Raw genomic sequence first — 20,583 nt, 5'->3', positions numbered from 1 at the left:
GTTGATTTTTGGCACGCTGTTGAGTTCTCAAGGAACGGACGCTTCCTTTGTACTCACCCTCTCGGGCTTTCCTCCGGGCTTTTCCCTTCGGTCTTGCGTTTCCGACTCTATCAGATCTTTCCGATCCGATTTCCTCGGTGCTTTCCGGCCTCTTCGGTTTCCCGTTTCGGCCTTCCGGCGTTTCCGACTCTATCAGATCCTTTCGGGCCTGATTCCCAGTCAGAGTGGGTTGTCTTTGCGGCTGTTGGGCCGTTCCGACGCTCAAACTCTAGCGGATTTCCCGGGCGACTCATAATCGAGTCAATCGAAATGAATTTCGGCATGCCGAAATTCGTCCCGGCTGGGAGATCGTGCTGAGTTGAGGTGCCGCATCAGCGGCGGGAGTGGCTGTCGCAGAACCGTTCCGGCCCCGTGACAACTCGGAGAACACTACGGATACGGCGGGGGCGTGTCAACCCCGGTCCGGCGAACGACGACCGGGGGTCCACCCCGGCCTCCACCAGGCCTCTCAGTCGAGGTCGGTGAGTCGGCCGCCCGCGTCCGGCTGGGTGTGCTCCACCCTGCGGAGGAGGCGGATCAGCATCTCGCCGAGGCCGCCGCGCTCCTCGCTCGTCAGGTCCTGGAGGAGCTCCTCCTCGAAGCCCGTCGCCATGCGCATCGCCTCGAGCCACTTCGTGCGGCCCTCGTCGGTCAGCTCCACGATCACCCGTACGCGGTTGTTCTCGTCGCGGTCGCGGGTGACGAGGCCCTCGCCGGCCATGCGGTCGATGCGGTGGGTCATGGCGGCGGGGGTGAGGCCGAGGCGCTTGGCCAGCTCGCCGGGGCCCAGGCGGTAGGGGGCGCCGGCCAGGACGAGGGTCTTGAGGACCTCCCACTCGGCGTTGCTGATGCCGAGGTCGGCGAGCTGGCGGCCGTACGCCACGTTCATCCGCCGGTTCAGCCGGCCGAGGGCGGAGACCACCTTCTCGACCTGGGGGTCGAGCTCGCGGTACTCGCGCTGATAGGCCGCGATCTGTTCGTCGAGGCTCGGCTCCTGCAGGGGCTGCGGGCCGGGCTGCTCGGGGTTGTCGGACATGCGGGGAGTATCCCACGGTCCTCGTTGGCGTTGAAGTCCTTCCATGTGTATTGTTAAGGATCTAATTTTAGTGTTGAAGTCTTCACGGTTGACGCCTACAGGGCTGAACCGTGCGATCGAAGTGGGTGAGTGTGACCAAGGCGATGGGTGCAGCGATGCGCCGGATCCAGGCAGGCAGCGCGCTGAGCGCGTTCGGACTCGGCTTCACCGTTCCGTACCTCTATGTGTATGTCGCTCAGGTGCGGGATCTGGGCGCGTCCACGGCGGGCATCGTGCTCGCCGTCTTCGCCATGGCCGCACTCGTCGTCCTGCCCTTCAGCGGGCGGGCCATCGACCGGCGCGGTCCCCTCCCCGTGCTTCTGGTCGCCGCCGTCCTCGCTTCCCTCGGCGCCCTGGGCATGGGGCTCTCGGAGAGCGTGCCCGCCGCCGTCGGTTCGGCCGCGCTGCTGGGTGCCGGTACCGCCGTGATGCAGCCGGCGCTCGCGACGATGATCGTCTGGTGCTCCGAGCCGTCCACCCGGACCCGGTCCTTCGCCATGCAGTTCTTTCTGCAGAACCTCGGACTCGGCGTCGGTGGTCTGATCGGCGGCCAGCTCGTCGACGAGAGTCGGCCGGGCAGCTTCCTCCTTCTCTTCTCCATCGAAGCGGCGATGTTCCTCGTGCTCGGCGCCATCGTGATGACGGTCCGGATGCCGGGCTCCCCCGCCTTCCAAGGCGCCCGCCCCGCCGCTGCCAAGGGCGGCGGCGTCCGGGCTCTGCTCGGGCACAAGGCCATGGTGCAGCTGTGCGTGCTCGGCTTCGTGCTGTTCTTCGCCTGCTACGGGCAGTTCGAGTCGGGTCTCGCGGCGTACGGCACCGAGGCCGCGGGCATCCAGCCGTCGACGCTCGGGATCGCGCTGGCCGCCAACACGGCCGTCATCGTCGTCGCCCAGTTCGTGGTGCTGAAGTTCGTCGAGCGCCGCAAGCGGACCCGGGTCATCGCGGCCGTCGGTCTGATCTGGACCGTCGCCTGGGTGTTCGCCGGGTACGCGGGCCTCGGGCACGGCAGCCAGACGATGGCGACCGCGGCCTTCATCTCCACGTACGCCCTCTTCGGGCTGGGTGAGGCGATGCTGTCGCCGACCGTGGCGCCGCTGGTGGCCGACCTGGCTCCGGAGTCGATGGTCGGGCAGTACAACTCGGCGTTCGCTCTGGTCAAGCAGCTCGCGCTGGCCGTCGGACCGGCCGTGGGCGGGCCCATGGGGGCCTCGCTGCACGGGCCGTACATCCTGACCTTCGTGCTCTTCTCGCTCGGGATCACGTTCCTGGCGCTGCGACTCGGCAAGCAGCTCACGCCGGTGCAGGACCAGCCGTCGCTCGCGGCGAAGCCCTCGAAGGTGGTCGCACGGCACGAGCCGGCCCGCGAGACCGCGGCCGCCTAGGCGGCTCTAGTCCGGCAGGGCGAACTCGCACCACACCGCTTTGCCGCCTCCCGGCGTACGGCGGCTTCCCCAGGACGAGGCGATCGTCGCGATGATCGAGATTCCGCGACCCGCCTCGTCCTCCGTCTCCGCCCTGCGGCGGCGCGGCAGATGGTCGTCGCCGTCCGTGACCTCGATGATCAGTCGCCGGTCGGTGCGGCGCAGCCGCAGGCGCATCGGCGGGGTGCCGTGCTTGAGGGAGTTCGCCACCAGCTCGCTGGTGGCAAGGACGCCGAGGTCGCGCAGTTCGATCGGGAAGCGCCAGCTGGCGAGGACGCCCGACGCGAAGGCACGCGCGCGTGGCGCCGCCTCCACTCCGCCGAGCAGCTCCAGGGCCGCGTTGTGGAAGAGCTCCGCGTCCGCTCCCTTGCGGGCGGGGTGCTGGACCACCAGGACCGCAACGTCGTCGTCGTGCTCCGCGGTGACGCCGAGCGAGCGCAGCAGCCGGTCGCAGACCACTTGCGGGGTACCGAGGGCGCCGGACAGGGCGCGCTCAAGGGCGGCGACGCCCTCGTCGATGTCCTCGCGGCGGCGTTCGACCAGACCGTCCGTATAGAGGACGGCGGTGGAGCCGGGGGGCAGGGCGATCGTGCCGGAGGTGTGCAGCCAGCCGCCGGTGCCGAGCGGGGGGCCGGTGGGGTCCTCGGCGCGGCGGACCGTGCCGTCCTCGTCCCTGACGAGGATCGGGAGATGGCCGGCGGAGGCGTAGACGAGCTTGCCCTCGTTCGGGTCGTGGACCGCGTAGACGCAGGTGGCGATCTGGCTGGCGTCGATCTCGGCGGCGAGGCCGTCGAGCAGCTGGAGCACTTCGTGCGGGGGCAGGTCGAGCCGGGCGTAGGCCCGGACGGCGGTGCGGAGCTGGCCCATGACGGCTGCGGCGCGCACGCCGCGGCCCATCACGTCGCCGATGACGAGGGCGGTGCGTCCCGCCCCGAGGGTGATGACGTCGTACCAGTCGCCGCCGACCGCCGCGTCCGTGCCGCCGGGCTGGTACGTGGCGGCGATCCGCAGGTCGTCGGGCTGCTCCAGCTCCTGCGGGAGCAGGGAGCGCTGGAGCGTGACGGCCGTCTCGCGGTGCCGGCGCTCGCTGGCGCGCAGCCGCTCGGCGGCCTCGGCGTGGTCGGTGACGTCGGCGGCGTGCACGAGGACCGCGCCGCCGTCGAAGCGCGGGGAGTCCACCGGGAGGCAGGTGACCGTGTACGAGCCGCCGTCCTGGGTCTTGCGGGACTTGACCGTGCGGGGCTTCCCGCTGCGCAGGACCTGGTCCATCAGCGGCAGCAGGCCCAGCTCGTGGGCCTCGGGGCAGGCGTCGGCGACGGTGGCCCCGGCGGGGCGGGGGCCGAAGGCGGCCGCGTACGCGTCGTTGACGTACGCGATGCGGTGCTCGGGGCCGTGCACGAGCGCGACCAGGCCGGGGAGGCGGCCGATGATCTCCCGTACGGAGAAGTCCTCCAGGGCGGGGACCTCGTCGGGGACTGGCTCACGCTGCTGCTCGTACTCCCCGCGGGCCGCGGGCACGGAGCCCTCGGTCCCCCGCGCCGCCGTACGGCGCTGCGTGCCGGGGAGTCGGGCGCTCCAACGGGTGAAGTTCACGGATCTGTATGCCTCGTGGTGTCGTTGGCCGTGCTGAGTCACTCTGTGCAGGTGTGAGCCCACCTATGGTCACACGTCCAGTGTGACCGACCGCACTGACATCGGTGTCAGCCGGGCTTCGGGCCGTTCTTGGGGGGCGGGGGCGCGGCGGCGAGTTCGAACTCGGCGCGCGGGTGTTCCAGCGAGCCGAGCGAGACGATCTCCCGCTTGAACAGGCCGGACAGGGTCCACTCGGCCAGGACACGGGCCTTCCGGTTGAAGGTCGGGACGCGGCTGAGGTGGTAGGCGCGGTGCATGAACCAGGCCGGGTAGCCCTTGAGTTTGCGGCCGTAGACGTGTGCCACGCCCTTGTGGAGGCCGAGGGAGGCGACCGATCCCGCGTACTTGTGGGCGTACTCCTTGAGCGGCTGTCCGCGCAGGGAGGCGGCGATGTTCTCGGCGAGCACCTTGGTCTGGCGCAGGGCGTGCTGCGCGTTCGGCGCGCACTCCGTGCCCGGCTCTTCGGCGGTGATGTCGGGGACGGCGGCCGCGTCCCCTGCCGCCCAGGCGTGTTCGACGCCGTCGACGGTCAGGCGTGCCGTGCACGCGAGCCGGCCGCGGCCGTTGAGCGGCAGGTCGGTGGCGGCGAGGACCGGCGCGGGTTTGACGCCCGCGGTCCAGACGACCGTACGGGTGGGGAGCCGGGTGCTGTCGCTGAGGACGGCGACGCGGTCCTCGCAGGACTCGAGGCGGGTCTCCAGACGGACGTCGATGTTGCGGCCGCGCAGCTCGCGGATCGCGTACTTGCCCATCTTCTCGCCGACCTCGGGCAGGATCCGGTTCGACGCCTCGACCAGGACCCATTTCAGGTCCTCCGGCTTGATGTTGTGGTAGTACCGCGCCGTGTAGCGGGCCATGTCCTCCAACTCGGCGAGCGCCTCCACGCCTGCGTAGCCGCCGCCGACGAAGACGAAGGTGAGGGCGGCGTCGCGCAGCGCCGGGTCGCGGGTGGAGGAGGCGATGTCCATCTGCTCGATGACGTGGTTGCGCAGCCCGATGGCCTCCTCGACCGTCTTGAAGCCGATGCCGTAGTCGGCGAGGCCGGGGACGGGGAGGGTGCGGGAGATCGAGCCGGGCGCGATGACCAGTTCGTCGTAGGTGAGCTGGATGTTCCCGGTGCCCTCCTCCTCGGTGGCGAGGGTGGAGAGCGTCGCCGTCCGCTTCGCGTGGTCGACGGCGTGGACCTCGCCGATGACGATCCGGCACTTGTCGAGGACGCGGCGGAGCGGGACGACGACATGGCGCGGGGAGATGGAGCCGGCCGCCGCCTCGGGGAGGAACGGCTGGTACGTCATGTACGGCTCGGGCGTGACCACCACGATCTCGGCCGCACCGCTTCTGAGCTCGCCTTTGAGCTGCCGCTGCAGGCGCAGCGCGGTGTACATCCCGACGTAGCCACCGCCGACAACGAGAATGCGCACAGGTTCGGTCACTGTCCCATGACGCACCGCCGTCCGGGGTTTGTCCACAGGCCCGGCAAATTGTGTGACCGGAGGGGCCGGAGGCATGAGGTGGTGCGCAGAGGTGGGCTTGGCCGTAAGTGCCCAGGTCAGGGTGGGCGCGGGGGGTGGGTAGCGGGAGCGGAATCGGGAGAGTTCAGGCCCTTGCTCCGATCGGGGGGCGCACCGTACGGAACTCCCCCTTCTGAATTGACCTCGACTCAACTATGTTCGTACCTCGTCGGGGAACGGATCGCAGCACGTGGACCAGAACGTGGGACGGTCCGGACATCCCGTGTCAGGCGGGGAGTCTCCGGGGGGAGACATCATGAGCGGGGGAACGCTTATGCACATGCAGGATTCGCGTTGGCAGGCCGTCGTCGGGGCGGACGGCCCGATCAACGGACGGACGGGAGTGCCGGCATCGGTCGGCCGCTCGGCTCCGCTGCGCGTGGACGCACAGCGGAATCTGGAGCACGTACTGCGCGCCGCGCGCGAGGTCTTCGGTGAACTCGGTTACGGGGCGCCGATGGAGGACGTGGCGCGCCGCGCCCGGGTCGGTGTGGGCACGGTCTACCGCCGCTTCCCGAGCAAGGACGTCCTGGTGCGCCGGATAGCCGAGGAGGAGACCTCGCGGCTGACCGAGCAGGCCCGGACGGCTCTCGGGCAGGAGGACGAACCCTGGTCGGCGCTCTCCCGGTTCCTGCGGACCTCGGTGGCCTCGGGCGCCGGGCGGCTGCTGCCGCCGCAGATCCTTCGGGTGGGCGTGGACGCGGACGACCTGGTGCTGCCGGCTCAGCCGATGCAGGACGAGGCGCGGGTGCCGCACCAGCGGGGCTTCGCCGACCAGGCCGACCAGCGGGTGGGCGCGTCGCGCGCGGTGCCGGAGTCGGAGCAGGACGACGCCGGAGCCGCGGAGCTCCTGGAGGTCGTCGGGCGGCTGGTCGACCGGGCCCGTGAGGCGGGCGAGCTGCGGGCGGACGTGACCGTGGCGGACGTCCTGCTCGTCATAGCCACGGCGGCGCCCGCGCTGCCGGACGCGGCGCAGCAGGCGGCGGCCTCGGCCCGGCTCCTGGACATCCTCCTGGAGGGCCTGCGCTCGCGCTAGCGGGCTTCGCGGCCGGGGCGTCGGATGGTCCGGGCGGACCGTTGAGCATGGCACGAACGGGTGAGCGGTTACGCCCGGATACAGGAAGTCGCCCCGGACGAGTGGTAAGTGGACGGGAGGGTTCGACGCGTCTGCGCTCTGTGGCACGCTTGGCCGGTGTTCGGGTCTGAGCGTGCGTACGGGGGCTTCCGCGATGAGCGGTGACGGTCGGGACGAGCCGCTGGGCAACGGCGGTGCCACGGAGACCGGAGGCCCGTCCTCCCGGCAGGTGCCGAGCCAGGGCGGGCCGGGCGGCTCCTCGGGCGCGCCCGCCGGCATGCCGTCCGCGTCGCCCGGCGCCGTACCGGGTCAGCACTCGCGATCGCAGTCAGGACCTCAGTCGGGACCGCAGTCGCGAGCGGCCGACCCGAGCGTGCCGCAGCAGCGTGAGGGCGGGGTCGCCGCCCTCACCGACAGGGTCGACGAGCCCGACACCGTACTGCCGCCGCCCGTCGAACTGCCGCCGTCCGACGCCGATCTCATCCAGCTGATGCGGGGCGGTGACGACAGCGCGTACGAAGAGCTGTTCCGCCGCCACTCCGAGGCCGTGCGGCGCTATGCCAGGACGTGCTGCCGCGACGCGCACACCGCCGACGACCTGACGGCGGAGGTGTTCGCCCGCACACTCCAGGCGGTACGGGGTGGGGCGGGGCCCGAGCAGGCCGTCCGCGCCTACCTCCTGACCACGGTCCGGCGGGTGGCGGCGAACTGGACGCGGACGCAGAAGCGGGAGCATCTGGTCGACGACTTCGCGGTGTTCGCGGCGCAGGCCGCCCGCAGCTCCGAGGTCTCCGACCAGGACACGCTGGACCTCGGCGCCGATGTCCTGGCGATGCACGAGGCCGAGCAGTCCCTGGCCATGCAGGCGTTCCGCTCGCTGCCCGAGCGGTGGCAGGCCGTGCTGTGGCACACCACCGTCGAGGAGGAGTCGCCGAGCGAGGTCGCTCCGCTGTTCGGTCTCACCGCCAACGCCACCGCCGTCCTTGCCAGCAGAGCCCGCGAGGGTCTCAAGCAGGCGTACCTCCAGGCCCATGTCAGCCAGTCCCTCACCGCGGGCGGGGACTGCGCCCGCTACGCCGACCGGCTCGGCGCCTACGCGCGCGGCGGGCTGCGGATGCGGGCCGAACGCGGGCTGCGCAAGCACCTGGAGGAGTGCGCCAAGTGCCGGCTGGCCGCGGGTGAGCTGGCGCACGTCAACGCCGGGATCCCGGCGCTGCTGCCGGTCGCCGTCATCGGTTGGTTCGCCGCCGGGTTCTCGCTCAAGGCCGCGGGTGTCGTGGCCGGCGGGGTGGCGGGCGCGGCGGGCGCCGGTGCGGCCGCCGCCGCGACGGGAGCCGGTTCGTCGAGCACGGCCGGGGCGTCCTCCGCCGCCGCGGCCGAGGGGCTCGGCGCCCCCGTGAAGGCCGGTATCGCGGCGGCCGTGGCCGTCGCGGCGACCGCCGGTCTGGTGTGGGCGCTGTCCGGGGACCCGCAGCCGGTCGCGCAGCCCGCACCGACGCCGCCGGCCGTCGCCCCCGTCGTACCCCCGGAACCGGCCCCGCCGCCGAGGCCGACGCCCAAGCCCACGACGCCGCCGGCCCCGCCCGTACAGGCCCCGGAGCCGACACCCACGCCCGAGCCGACCCCGCCGCCGAAGCCCAGCCCCAAGCCGACCCCGAAGCCCACCCCACCGAAGCCGACCCCGACCCCGACGCCCAGCCCGTCGAAGCCCGCGCCCAAGCCGACGCCGCCGCCCGCACCGCGCACCGTCTACCAGGTCAACCGGCTGGACTACGGCGTCTTCGGCGACGGCACCGAGCCCGAGGTACGGCTCGGTGACAGCAGCTGGATGTGGCAGCGCGAGGGCCTGTCGATCGGCGGCACGCGGTACGCACACGGGGTGAGCGTCCACGCGCCGTCCTCGCTCACCATCGACCTCAACCGCCAGTGCACCAACTACGACGCGGTCGTCGGCATCGACGACCTGAGCGCGCCCCTCGGGGTCGGCGGCATCCGCTTCTCCGTCTACGGAGACGGCGAACGACTCTGGCGCTCCGAGGTGATCCGGCCCGGCGACCCCGCGATCCCGGTCCACGTCGGCATCGCCGGCCGCGAGACGCTCCGCCTGGTGGTGGACGAACACACACCGTTCGGGCGAGCCGCGGTCGCGGACTGGGCGCAGTCGCAGATCAGCTGCGCCTGAGCCGGCCGACCGTCACGCCCGGCCGACCGTCACGCCCGGGTGGGCCGATCCGGCGCGGGCCGCGCTCGGCGCGGCGCTCCCGGCGCAGGCCCGGCTCCCGGCGGGGATCCGGAAGACGTTCACCTGAACGAGCGTGCTGTCACGTTTCCCCGCCTCGGCCGCCCCACCTCACGCCAGGAGCGACCTCGTCGACGGCACCAGCGGACCCACCACCGCGCGCTGCCGCGGCGGGGCCTCGGTGCCCGTCCAGCAGGTGCCGCGGCGGGCGAGGAGGCGGTGGAGCCAGAGTTCGGTGGAGACGAGGTCGGCGAGGCCGTCCAGGGGGACCGGTTCGCCCTCGGAGGCTGCTCGAAGGGCCTTGCGGACCACGCGGGCCTCGATCAGGCCCGCGTCCGCGAGGAGCGGGGCGGCGAAGAGGGCCATGAGGTCGGGGAGCGCGGCGCGCAGGCCCGCGCGGACGGCCGAGGGCGGGATCGCCGGGTTCGGCGTGCCCCAGCCCGGAGGCAGGTCGTGGACGCCCGCCCCCGCGAGGACCGTGCGCAGGACGGCCGCCCGGGCGCCCGGCTGGACCCGCAGCGATTCGGGGAGGTCGCGGCAGGCCCGTACGACCTGGTTGTCGAGGAACGGCGCGTGCAGTCGCTGGCTGCGGATCTCGGCCGCCTGCTCCAGGACCCGGTGGTCGCCCGCCGCCCGGGCGAGCGCCGCACGCGCGCGTGCCTCGCCCGGCCGCTGCACCGACGTCGGCAGTGTCGCCGCCCGGTTCAGACGAACCGATACTTCAGCCAGCGCCTCACCCGTCAGCCAGCGCGCCGCCGGGCCGGGACGCGACCAGGTCAGGGCGGAGAGGGACGCCTCCAGCGGGCCGAAGGCCCCGGGCCCCGGACGGTTCGCCTCGAGGAGCCGCGTCGCCGCCGCCTCCAGGCCCGAGCGGTAGGGCGTGCGGGCGAGCCGGCGCGCCGCCCGGTAGACCGTGAGCGGCACGAGCAGTGAGCCCGCCGACGGGCCGGTCGCCTTGGCGAGCGCCGTCACGGGACGCACGAGCGATCTGCGCCGACGGTCCATCAGCAGGTCGGCGAGGCGCGCCGGGTGCGCGTCCAGGACCTGACGGGCCCCCAGGCCCGTGAAGTGGTCCGCGCTGCCGCCCGCGAGGCGCCGCCGGTGCCGGTCGGCGACGACCAGCGAGGGGCCCGGCTCGTCGGTCAGCGGTCCGTCCAGCTCCGCGTAGGGCAGCGCCTCCTCGCCCGCCGCCACGACCACATGGTGCAGCCGCGGGTTCGCCGCGATCGCGCGGGCCCGCTCCAGCTCGTCCTCCCGGCCCGGGCCTCCGTGCGCGGCCAGGTCGTTGAAGGTGACGGCGAGCAGTCGCTCCCCCGCGCCCGTGCCGTGGCCGAGGATCGTCCCGGGCACCCCCGGGAGCCCGGCCGCGAGGAGCGCGAGCGTGCCGGACGCGCTGCCCCCGGACAGATCCGCACCGATCCCGGGCGCCGGGCCGCCGCCCCGGGCCGCGCGCCGCTCGGCGGGCCCCATGCCGGGGACGGGCCCGGGGTCCGGAAGCGGGGACTCCGGCGCGTGCCGGGGCGCGGTGAGCCGGGCCCGTACGGCGTCGACCAGCGCGTCCCGTACGCCCTCCACGGCCCGGCGCGGCTCGACCTCGGCCGCGGCGACCGCGAGCGAGGCCACCGGCTCGTACCCGGTGATCTCGCGCGAACCCTCGCGCAGGATCAGCGCGTGCCCTGGCGGCACCCGCCGCACCCCTTCGTACGGGGTGGAGTCGCGCAGCGCCTCCGGGGTCTCGGGGCAGGCGAGCAGCGCGGCCAGATGTCCGATGTCGAGCTGGGCCTCGATGAGGTCCGCGAGGGGCAGGGCAGCGGTCGCGTACGCCGTGCCGTTCGCCCACGGGGTGTGGAACACCGGCCGTGCGCCCGCCAGATCGCCCGTGACGGTGATCCGGCGGCCGACCCGCACGACCGCGGTGTAGCTGCCGGCCCAGGCCGTGAGATGGCGCAGCGCGCCCCCGCGCGCGGTGAGCAGCCCGACCCTCAGCTCCTCGTCGCTCGCGGCGCAACACCCCAGTACGGCAAGGCGGGTGTGCGCGTCGACGCTGATCAGCCGCACCTCGTCGGGGCGCCAGTCGCCGACCGCCCACAGCGGATCGGGGTCACCCCAGAGCAGCTGTGCGCCCACCGGCTGGACCGTACGCCCCTCGGACGCCGTGCCCCCCACGGATCCGGCCGTGCCCGCGGAACCGAAGCTCGCGGCGACACTGCTCCAGCCCACCAGCCATCGCATCGGCGCCTCCACGTCAGTTCAGTGGAGGAACATGCTGCCACGACAACGGCGCACAGGAGGGGCTCCGGGGTCGCGCGCGCAAAGGCGAATGCGCCCCTGGCATGGGACAGTTGCGGCCGGTTCGGCCACCGTCGTCATTCGGCCAATCTCGGCGGCGCGGAGAGTGTTCGGCAGTCCGGGAGGCGCTGTCCGCCTCCCGGAGCCGTCCGCCGCCCGCGGGGAATGGGGCGACGGTGTCCCCCAGCCCACCGGTCCACAGCCGGGTGGGCCGACCCACGCAGAACTCATGGAAGCGCTCCCCCGCCGACCGGGCGAGAGCGCACGGCCGGGCGCACGGCCACACACCCGGAGCACGCGCCCGGAGCCGCTCACGTGCGCCCCGGGACGCTCCCCACGCGCGCCGGCCGGCGCTCCCCGCACCGACGCGACTACGCCATCCGTCCCCCATCCGTCTGTTCACACAACAATCCCGCCATACGGAACTCCGCCCCTTAACGGTCGGGATGCGGCGAACTACGCTGTGTTTACGAATGCCGCACGCCTATGCCCGGCGTCGTGGCGGCCGTCTTGGGTGTCGAGGGGTGGCGTCATGTCCAGGGAGCAACGCGGGCCGAACGAAAAGCTCGGCACGGTCCTCGCCCTCGCGGGAATCAGCAACGCCGGCCTCGCCCGGCGCGTCAACGACCTCGGTGCGCAGCGGGGCCTGACGCTTCGATACGACAAGACCTCGGTGGCCCGGTGGGTGTCGAAGGGCATGGTGCCGCAGGGCGCCGCCCCGCACCTGATCGCCGCCGCGATCGGCCAGAAGCTCGGCCGGCCGGTGCCGCTGCACGAGATCGGCCTCGCCGACGCCGACCCGGCGCCCGAGGTCGGTCTCGCCTTCCCGCGCGACGTGGGCGAGGCGGTCCGCTCCGCGACCGAGCTGTACCGGCTCGACCTCGCGGGCCGACGGGCCGGCGGCGGCGGGATCTGGCAGTCGCTGGCCGGCTCCTTCGCGGTCAGCGCCTACGCGACCCCCGCCTCCCGATGGCTGATAACGCCCGCCGACTCCTCCGTGGAGCGCCTGCTCGAACCCGCCGACGGACCGGCGCCCGAAGGACCCGAGAGCGGCCCCCACGCGCGCGTGGGGCACAGCGACGTCGCCAAGCTCCGGGAGGCCGCCGAGGACGCGCGCCGCTGGGACTCCAAGTACGGAGGCGGCGACTGGCGTTCCTCGATGGTCCCGGAGTGCTTACGGGTCGACGCCGCCCCGCTGCTGCTCGGCTCCTACTCGGACGAGGTCGGCCGGGCGCTGTTCGGGGCGACCTCGGAGCTGACCCGGCTGGCCGGCTGGATGGCCTTCGACACCGGTCAGCAGGAGGCCGCCCAGCGCTACTACATCCAGGCACTGCGCCTGGCCCGCGCCGCCGCCGACGTCCCGCTCGGCGGATACGTCCTCGCCTCCATGTCCCTCCAGGCCACCTACCGGGGCTTCGCCGACGAGGGCGTGGACCTCGCCCAGGCCGCCCTGGAGCGCAACCGCGGGCTCGCCACCGCCCGCACCATGTCCTTCTTCCGGCTCGTCGAGGCCCGGGCGCACGCGAAGGCCAACGACGGGGTGGCGGCCGCGGCCGCGCTCAAGGCGGCCGAGGGCTGGCTGGAGCGCTCGCGGGAGGGCGACGCCGACCCGTCCTGGCTGGGCTTCTACTCGTACGACCGGTTCTGCGCGGACGCCGCCGAGTGCTACCGCGACCTGAAGGCGCCGCGCCAGGTGCGCCGCTTCACCGAGCAGGCGCTGTCCCGGCCGACGGAGGAGTTCGTCCGCTCGCACGGGCTGCGGCTCGTGGTCTCGGCGGTCGCCGAGCTGGAGTCGGGCAATCTGGACGCGGCCTGCGCGGCAGGCACGCGCGCGGTGGAGGTGGCGGGCCGGATCTCGTCCGCCCGGACCACGGAGTACGTACGGGATCTGCTGCACCGCCTCGAGCCGTACGGGGACGAGCCGCGGGTCATGGAGCTGCGGGAGCGGGCCCGGCCGCTGCTCGTCGCTCCCGCGTGACACTCGTCCCACCGGGTTTAAGCGCATTGTCAGTGGGCCAGTGCACTATCGGGGTGGGAGGTGGCGCTGGTGTCGGACTGTGACGTGCTCGTGATCGGCGGCGGGATCGTCGGTCTGTCGACGGCGTACGCCCTGACCCGCGCCGCGCCGGGCACGCGCGTCACGGTCCTGGAGAAGGAGCACGGCCCGGCCCGCCACCAGACGGGGCGGAACAGCGGGGTGATCCACAGCGGGATCTACTACCGCCCGGGGTCGCTGAAGGCGCGGTTCGCGGTCGCGGGCGCCGCCGAGATGGTCAAGTTCTGCGCGGAGTACGGCCTGCCGTACGAGGTCACCGGCAAGCTCATCGTCGCGACCGGTCGCGACGAGCTGCCCCGGCTGCACGCGCTCGTGCAGCGCGGCCGGGAGAACGGCATCCCGGTGCGCGAGCTGGGCCCCGCGCAGATCACCGAGTACGAGCCGCGGGTGCGGGGCCTCGCCGCGATCCATGTCGGCACGACCGGCATCTGCGACTACGGAGCGGTGGCGGCCCAGCTCGCCGAGTCCTCCGGGGCGCGCATCCTGTACGGCTCCGAGGTCACCACGGTCGACCGGCGGCCCTGGGGCGTCGCCGTCCGCACGGCGGCCGGGACCGTGGTGCGGGGACGGGTCCTCGTGAACTGCGCGGGGCTGCACTGCGACCGGGTGGCGCGGCTGGCCGGCGACGAGCCGGGGATGCGGATCATCCCCTTCCGCGGGGAGTACTACGAGCTGGCGGACCCGTCGCTGGTCCGCGGCCTGGTGTACCCGGTGCCCGACCCGGCCTTCCCGTTCCTCGGGGTCCATCTGACGCGGGGCGTCGACGGCGGGGTGCACGTCGGGCCGAACGCGGTGCCGGCGCTGGCCCGGGAGGGATACGGCTGGTCGGTCGTCCGGCCCGGCGATCTGGCGGGGACGCTCGCGTGGCCCGGCTCGTGGCAGATCGCGCGGGAGCACTGGCGGTACGGAGCGGGTGAGCTGCGCCGGTCGCTGTCGAAGCGGGCGTTCACGGAGGCGGTGCGCAGGCTGCTGCCGTCGGTGGAGGAAACGGATCTGCGGCGGGCGCAGGCGGGGGTGCGGGCGCAGGCGGTGCTGCGGGACGGCACGCTGCTCGACGACTTCTTGATCCGCGAGGCCCCGAGGACGGTCCACGTGCTGAACGCGCCGAGTCCGGCGGCGACGGCGTCTCTGCCGATCGGCAGAGAGGTCGCGTCCAGGGCCCTGGCGCTCCTGTAGCGGGAGCCGCAGGCACCTGGTGCGGGCCCCGTAGAATTGGCTCATTGTGTCTGAGTCCCGAGAAACCGCCACGCAGCCCGTCGCCGCGCCCCTCGCCGCGGCCTCCGTCGCCGAGGCGCCCGTCGCCTTCCAGCGGGGCAGTCAGAGATTCGCCGCCGGGGAAGGGCCCCTGCCCGATCCCGCCGGCTCGCACCACGAACGGCGTATCCGCAGCTTCCAGCCCCGCCGCAGCCGCGTCACCGCCGGGCAGGCCGAGGCACTGCTCAAGCGGTGGCCCGAATGGGGCCTGGACATCGACGGCAAGCGGGTCCTCGACCTGACCGAGATGTTCGGCGGTCTCCCCGTCGTCCTCGAGATCGGCTTCGGCATGGGCGAGGCCACGGCCCAGATGGCCGCCGCCGACCCCGGCACCGGCATCCTCGCCGTGGACGTCCACACCCCCGGCCAGGGCAACCTGCTCGGTCTCGCCGACCGAAACGGCCTCGAGAACGTCCGCGTGGCCAACGGCGACGCGATCATCCTGCTCCGCGAGATGCTCCGCCCCGACGCCCTCGACGGCTGCCGCGTCTACTTCCCGGACCCCTGGCCCAAGAAGCGCCACCACAAGCGGCGCCTCATCCAGCCCGAGTTCCTCGGCCTGCTCGCGACCCGGATGAAGCCCGGCGCCGTCCTGCACTGCGCCACCGACTGGGAGGAGTACGCCGAGCAGATGCTCGAGGTCCTCTCCGCCCACCCCGACTTCGAGAACACCCAGGCCGACGGCGGCTTCGCACCCCGCCCCGCCTTCCGTCCCCTCACCCGCTTCGAGGGGCAGGGCCTCGACAAGGGCCACGTCGTGCACGACCTGCTCTTCGCCAGGAAGTAAGGCAACAAGCAGGGCAAGACGCCGAACTCCCTCGCGGGGTGTCAGTGCACCTCGTTAGGGTCGCTCACGTGTCGAACCACGTCCCCGTCCCCGCCCGGGACACCGAGGAGCCGGCCTTCCCGGCCGTCCCGGAGCGCGCCAAGTGGCGCTACCGGCCCCGTCGCGCCTTCTGGCGCAGCAAGGTGGTCCGGGCCGTCGCCGTGATCACCGTGCTCGCGCTCTGCGCACTGGTGATCCTGGCGATGGTGCGGGAACAGACCGGCACCGAGGGCTTCCTCGTCGGCCTGGGTCTGGCCGTCCTGCCCGTCCCGCTGCTGATGGCCGCGTTCCGCTGGCTCGACCGGGTCGAACCGGGCCCGTGGCGGAATCTGATCTTCGCCTTCGCCTGGGGCGCCTGCGCCGCCACGCTCGTCGCGATCCTCGCCAACTCCTTCGCGGTCCGCTGGATCGCGACCGCCACCGCCGACCCCACCTCCGCCGACACCCTCGGCGCGACCCTCGTCGCCCCGGTCGTCGAGGAGAGCGCCAAGGCCGCCGCGATCCTGCTGATCTTCCTCTTCCGAAGACGGGACTTCACCGGTCTCGTCGACGGAGTCGTGATCGCCGGCTTCACCGCCAGCGGCTTCGCCTTCACCGAGAACATCCTCTATCTCGGCCGGGCCTTCGGCGAGGACCAGGAGTTCGGCGCGGCCGGCCTCGGTTCCGTGACCGTGGGCACCTTCTTCGTACGGATCGTGATGTCGCCGTTCGCGCATCCGCTCTTCACCGTGCTCACCGGCCTCGGCTTCGCCTTCGCCGCCCTCGCCTCCCCCCGCCGCCGGTTCCTGCGGCTGCGCCGGACGCTGCTGCCCCTCGCCGGTCTGCTCCTCGCCATGGTCATGCACGCGATGTGGAACGGATCCGCGACCGTCCTCGGGCCCTGGGGCTTCTTCCTGGTCTACGGCGTGCTCATGGTGCCCGCCTTCGGTCTGCTGACCTGGCTGGCGATATGGAGCAGGCAGCGCGAGCTGCGCACGATATCCGGGCAGCTCCCGGCGTACGCGGCGGCCGGCTGGCTCTCCCCCGCCGAACCGCTCGCGCTCTCCTCGATGCGGGCCCGCTCCATGGCCCGTGACTTCGCCCGCCGTACGTACGGCCCGCCGGCCGCCACCGCGGTCGGGGAGTACGAGGCGTTCGCGACGACACTCGCGTTCCTGCGCCACCGCGCCCAGCGCGGCGCGATCGGCCCGGACTTCACCGCCCGCGAGCAGGAGCTGCTCCACCACCTCTGGCAGCGCAAGGCGGTCGCCTCGCCCGCGCTGACCTACGCGGCGCGGGCGACCGGCCGGGTCTGGGCGCCGCCTCAGTACCTGGACTACGGCGGGTACAACCCGTACCGCAGCTAGCCGGCCGAGGCCTCGGTCAGGAGAGCGAGCTCCTCCGCCGTGAGCGTCAGGTCCGCGACCGCGACCAGGGCCGGGAGCTGCTCGACCGTACGGGCGGAGGCGATCGGCCCGGCCACGGTCGGCCGGGACGCCAGCCAGGCCAGGGCGACGGTGGCGACCTCGGCGCCGTGCGCCTCGGCCACCGTGTCGAGCGCCGCGAGGACCCGCCGGCCCCGCTCGGTCTCGGTGTGCCGGCCGGCACCGTGGGCGCGGACGCTCTCGACGGCCTTGCCGGGACGGTACTTGCCGGTGAGGAAGCCGGAGGCCAGCGCGTAGTACGGGACGGCGGCGAGCCCGGCCCGCTCGGCGGTGGCCTGGAGCTCCCCCTCGTACGTGTCGCGCGAGAGCAGGTTGTAGTGCGGCTGCAGGGCGACGTAGCGGGTCAGCCCCTCGGCGTCGGCGAAGTCGAGGGAGGCCTGCAGCCGCTCGGGCGAGATGTTGGAGGCGGCGACCGCCCGCACCTTGCCGTCCTTCACCAGCTGGTCGAGGGCGGTGACGATCTCCTCGACGGGGACGGACTCGTCGTCGAAGTGGGTGTAGTACAGGTCGATGTGGTCGGTGCCGAGCCGGCGCAGCGACTCCTCCACCGCGGCCTTGACGGTGGTCGGGGCCAGGCCCTTGTACCGGGGGTGGGCGCCGACCTTGGTGGCGACGACGATCTCGTCGCGGTTGCCGCGGGAGGCCAGCCACCTCCCGAGGATGGTCTCGGACTCGCCGCCCTCGTTGCCCTCGGCCCAGGCGGAGTAGCTGTCGGCGGTGTCGACGAAGTTGCCGCCCGCGGCGGCGTAGGCGTCGAGGACGGCGAAGGAACGTTCCTCGTCGGCGCTCCAGCCGAAGACGTTGCCGCCCAGTGCGAGCGGGAAGACGTGCAGGCCGGAGGTGCCCAGCGGGCGAAGAGAGGTCATGGGGACATCAACGACCCGCGGACGAGGGACTATTCCGGCAGCCCTGACGTCGGGGGGGTGCCGCCAGGACTGCCGGAGCCGGAGGGGACGCGCCACACGCCGAGACCGCAGCGAGCCTCGCGACCGGGCCCGAGACCCGAGCCTCGTGACCGGGCCCGAGCCTCGCCACCCAGCCGGAGCCGGAGCCCGAGCCCGCGCTTCGCGAGCGGCGCGCGCGCGTCAGAGCATCAGACCGACAGGCCCTTGTCGCGCAGCCAGGCCGCCGGGTCGATGCCGTCGCCGCCCGCGGTGTGCACCTCGAGGTGCAGGTGCGGGCCGGTCACGTTGCCGGTCGCGCCGACGCGGCCGATGGTCTCGCCGGTGCCCACGGACTGGCCCACGTTCACCGTCATCGAGGACAGGTGCGCGTACCAGACCTCCGAGCCGTCCTCCAGCTCCAGGACGATCCGGTAGCCGTAGGAGCCGGACCAGCCCGCCGACTTGATGGTGCCGCCGTGCACCGCCTTGACCGGGGTGCCGGTGGGCGCCGCGAAGTCGAGGCCGGTGTGGTAGCCGGAGGACCACATGGAGCCGGACTGGCCGTACGTGGAGGTCAGGGTGTACGAGGAGGTGGGCAGGGAGTAGCTCGCGGCGAGCTTGGCCAGGCGCTCCGCCTCGGCCTTGGCGGCCGCTTCCTCCTCGGCCTTCCTCTTCGCCTCGGCCGCCGCCTTCTCGGCCGCGTCGGCCTTCGCCGCCGCCTCGGCCGCGGCCTTCTCGGCCGCCTGCTTCTCCGCGGCGGCCTTCTCGGCGGCGTCGGCGGAGGCCTGCTGCTGCTCGGCCTGCTGGAGGATGCGGGCGCGCAGCGCCTCGCCGGCGTCCGCCGTCGACTCGGACGCGGAAGCGGAGCCCTCGGCCTTGTCCGTGCCGCCGTCGACCGGGACGGTGAGGGAGGCGGTGAGCGGCTGCGGGTTGTTCGTGCCGGAGCCCGAACCGTCCGCGCCGTCCTCGTCGGAGATGAGTTCGCCGACGCCCGGCAGCTCGGAGGCGTCCGGGAGGTTCAGGTCCGGGAGCGATATCGAGACCGGGGGCTTGTCCTTGGCGGTGGCCATGCCGCCCGCACCGACCGCCGCGATGACACCGACGCCGAGGACGGTGGAGGAGCGGGCGAAGGCCGAGCGCTGCTTCACGACCCGGTGGCGGCCACCGGAGCGGCTCTGCTGGCGGAGGGATTCCTCGGTGGGGTTCCACTCCCCCCACGTGGTGGCGTCGTCGTCCGAACCGGCGGCACCCGAGGCACCGAACGCATCGAAGGGGGCTTCGGGGGCAGGGGTGTTGGACGCCACGGAGGCGTACTCCTTTCCTTCCTTCTCGCCTACCGGGTTAGCTGACGGGTTCGGAGCAGGAAGGTCTCCTACGGGCGCTGTCGCACGGGTGCGAAAGTGCCCGATTCACCCCAAGTGGTGGTTCCCCGGTTCCTTTTCAGGATTCGGCGCGTGCGCACGGTGCCGTCTCTTGCGACGGCTGGGACGACCGCGCTGCGTTATCGAACGTTAATAGACAGGAGGGCCGGATTCCAAGCTGTTCCGGTTGATCATTCCCGAGATTGAGCCGGTACAGCCCGATTTGACCGCGCTTCAGCAAACGCCTTCCGAACCCCCAGAAACTGACGATGTATCAATTGTTATCGCAGCGGTACCTCTTCACTACGGAACGTCACGGCACCACCGGCATCGTCCGCCGCCGCTCCGGCTGCCCGGCCGCCGGACGGCTCACCGCGAGCAGCGCCATGTCGTCCGTCGACCCCCCGCCCGTGTACCGGCGGACGTCGTCCACGATCGCGTCGAGCAGTTCCTCCGGCCCCGGGAAGATCCGCCCGGCGAGCCGCTCGGCGGGATCGTAGAAGGCCCCCGCGGCATTGCGGGCCTCGGAGAGCCCGTCCGTGTAGAGGAGCAGCGTCGCCCCCGGCGGGTACGCGCTCTCGTCGGCCCGGTCCGGCCAGGCGGCCAGCTCGCCCATGCCCAGCGGCAGCGCCGGCTCGCTCGGCTCCAGGAGCCCCAGGCTCCCGTCCACGTACAGCAGCAGCGGCTCGGGATGACCGCGGTTCACCACCCGTACGCGACCGTCACCGCGCGGGATCTCGGCCAGGACGGCGGTGGTGAACCCCTCGAAGGCGTCCAGGCCGTCGCGGCGCGTGCCCTCCCGGGCCAGGGCCCGCTCCAGGCGCTGCGCGACGCCCTCGAGGGTCGCCTCCTGCTCGGCCGCCTCCCGGAAGGCGCCGATGACGACGGCGACGGCCTCGACCGCGTCGAGCCCCTTGCCCCGGACGTCACCGACCACCAGCCGTACCCCGTACGGCGTGTCCTGGACGGCGAACAGGTCGCCGCCGATGAACGCGTCCGCCTGCGCCGCCTCGTACCGCGCCGCCACCTGGAGCCCGCCGATCCGCTCGGCCGGCGTCGGAAGCACGGCCTTCTGGGCGGTCTCCGCGATCACCCGGGCCGAGGCGAGCCGTTTGCCGCTGCGCCGGACGACCCTGTTGATGAGCAGGGCGAGGGCGGAGACGGTGACGACGGTCAACGTCTCGGTGAGGGACGGGATATCGGCGACGGTGCCGTTGTACACGTGCAGACCGACGCTCGCCAGGATCGCGGCGATGCCGGTGACCAGCGTCGTCAGCATCGAGAAGAACGGGGCCGCGATGAGCGGCGCGGCCGAGAACATCGGGGAGGCCGTGTACGAGGCCGGGGTCGAGAGGTCGAAGGCGACACCGCCGAGGATCACGAGCGGGGGCAGGGCGCGGATGAACCGACGGGCCTGCTCGGCGCGCGGCCCCGGGCGCCCGTTGCCCTCGCCGCGCGCCGCTCGCTGCCCCTGCCCCACCTGTGCTCTCCTGCCCG

Annotated in this window: 14 protein-coding genes and 1 riboswitch; of the genes, 7 read left to right on the top strand and 7 right to left on the bottom strand. The window is 73.0% G+C overall.

What is annotated here, in order from left to right; all coding sequences use genetic code 11:
• Positions 1 to 508: 508 nt before the first annotated feature.
• A complete protein-coding gene (locus ACFV9D_RS10700) occupies positions 509 to 1,075 on the bottom strand; it encodes a MarR family winged helix-turn-helix transcriptional regulator (RefSeq protein WP_385143834.1) in 567 nt (188 codons plus the stop codon).
• Between the two features lie 143 nt (positions 1,076 to 1,218).
• Here ACFV9D_RS10700 and ACFV9D_RS10695 point away from each other — a divergent pair, with 143 nt between their 5' ends.
• On the top strand, positions 1,219 to 2,496 hold the full coding sequence (locus ACFV9D_RS10695; protein WP_385143872.1) for an MFS transporter: 1,278 nt from the start codon (positions 1,219 to 1,221) through the stop codon (positions 2,494 to 2,496).
• Between the two features lie 6 nt (positions 2,497 to 2,502).
• On the opposite strand, the gene ACFV9D_RS10690 is transcribed toward ACFV9D_RS10695, so the two are convergent.
• Both ACFV9D_RS10690 and ACFV9D_RS10685 read right to left on the bottom strand, forming a co-directional pair.
• Complete coding sequence (locus ACFV9D_RS10690; RefSeq protein WP_385143832.1) at positions 2,503 to 4,128, bottom strand: SpoIIE family protein phosphatase; 1,626 nt, start codon at positions 4,126 to 4,128, stop codon at positions 2,503 to 2,505.
• Between the two features lie 107 nt (positions 4,129 to 4,235).
• A complete protein-coding gene (locus ACFV9D_RS10685; RefSeq protein WP_385143830.1) occupies positions 4,236 to 5,600 on the bottom strand; it encodes an NAD(P)/FAD-dependent oxidoreductase in 1,365 nt (454 codons plus the stop codon).
• 352 nt (positions 5,601 to 5,952) lie between these two features.
• Here ACFV9D_RS10685 and ACFV9D_RS10680 point away from each other — a divergent pair, with 352 nt between their 5' ends.
• Together ACFV9D_RS10680 and ACFV9D_RS10675 are read left to right on the top strand one after the other, a co-directional pair.
• On the top strand, positions 5,953 to 6,714 hold the full coding sequence (locus tag ACFV9D_RS10680) for a TetR/AcrR family transcriptional regulator (protein ID WP_385143870.1): 762 nt from the start codon (positions 5,953 to 5,955) through the stop codon (positions 6,712 to 6,714).
• A 193-nt stretch (positions 6,715 to 6,907) separates the two neighbouring features.
• Entirely contained in the window at positions 6,908 to 8,935 is a 2,028-nt protein-coding gene (locus tag ACFV9D_RS10675) for a sigma-70 family RNA polymerase sigma factor (protein ID WP_385143828.1), read from the top strand.
• A 168-nt stretch (positions 8,936 to 9,103) separates the two neighbouring features.
• Here ACFV9D_RS10675 and ACFV9D_RS10670 read toward each other — a convergent pair whose 3' ends face one another.
• Positions 9,104 to 11,224: an asparagine synthase-related protein gene (locus ACFV9D_RS10670; protein WP_385143826.1), complete on the bottom strand. Its 2,121-nt coding sequence runs from the start codon at positions 11,222 to 11,224 to the stop codon at positions 9,104 to 9,106.
• Between the two features lie 589 nt (positions 11,225 to 11,813).
• On the opposite strand from ACFV9D_RS10670, the gene ACFV9D_RS10665 reads away from it, so the two are divergent.
• From ACFV9D_RS10665 to ACFV9D_RS10650, 4 genes are all read left to right on the top strand, one after another.
• Complete coding sequence (locus tag ACFV9D_RS10665; protein WP_385143824.1) at positions 11,814 to 13,259, top strand: MFS transporter; 1,446 nt, start codon at positions 11,814 to 11,816, stop codon at positions 13,257 to 13,259.
• 69 nt (positions 13,260 to 13,328) lie between these two features.
• Positions 13,329 to 14,513, top strand: coding sequence for an L-2-hydroxyglutarate oxidase (lhgO, locus tag ACFV9D_RS10660; RefSeq protein ID WP_385143822.1), 1,185 nt, complete (start codon positions 13,329 to 13,331; stop codon positions 14,511 to 14,513).
• Between the two features lie 46 nt (positions 14,514 to 14,559).
• Positions 14,560 to 15,378: a tRNA (guanosine(46)-N7)-methyltransferase TrmB gene (gene trmB, locus ACFV9D_RS10655; protein ID WP_385143820.1), complete on the top strand. Its 819-nt coding sequence runs from the start codon at positions 14,560 to 14,562 to the stop codon at positions 15,376 to 15,378.
• Between the two features lie 68 nt (positions 15,379 to 15,446).
• On the top strand, positions 15,447 to 16,763 hold the full coding sequence (locus ACFV9D_RS10650) for a PrsW family intramembrane metalloprotease (protein WP_385143818.1): 1,317 nt from the start codon (positions 15,447 to 15,449) through the stop codon (positions 16,761 to 16,763).
• Here the strand turns inward: ACFV9D_RS10650 and ACFV9D_RS10645 are convergent.
• The 3 genes from ACFV9D_RS10645 to ACFV9D_RS10635 form a co-directional block, all read right to left on the bottom strand.
• Positions 16,760 to 17,707, bottom strand: a complete 948-nt coding sequence (locus ACFV9D_RS10645; protein ID WP_385143816.1) for an aldo/keto reductase — start codon at positions 17,705 to 17,707, stop codon at positions 16,760 to 16,762. The two genes, ACFV9D_RS10650 and ACFV9D_RS10645, sit on opposite strands and share 4 nt — an antisense overlap.
• A 227-nt stretch (positions 17,708 to 17,934) precedes the next feature.
• A complete protein-coding gene (locus ACFV9D_RS10640) occupies positions 17,935 to 19,029 on the bottom strand; it encodes a M23 family metallopeptidase (protein ID WP_385143814.1) in 1,095 nt (364 codons plus the stop codon).
• A gap of 11 nt (positions 19,030 to 19,040) precedes the next feature.
• Positions 19,041 to 19,188: riboswitch (cyclic di-AMP (ydaO/yuaA leader) on the bottom strand.
• 211 nt (positions 19,189 to 19,399) lie between these two features.
• On the bottom strand, positions 19,400 to 20,566 hold the full coding sequence (locus tag ACFV9D_RS10635; RefSeq protein ID WP_385143812.1) for a PP2C family protein-serine/threonine phosphatase: 1,167 nt from the start codon (positions 20,564 to 20,566) through the stop codon (positions 19,400 to 19,402).
• Positions 20,567 to 20,583: the final 17 nt, after the last annotated feature.

It is taken from the genome of Streptomyces sp. NPDC059875 (assembly GCF_042731085.1).
Lineage (GTDB): Bacteria > Actinomycetota > Actinomycetes > Streptomycetales > Streptomycetaceae > Streptomyces.
This window is presented reverse-complemented; position numbering and strand designations above follow the sequence as displayed.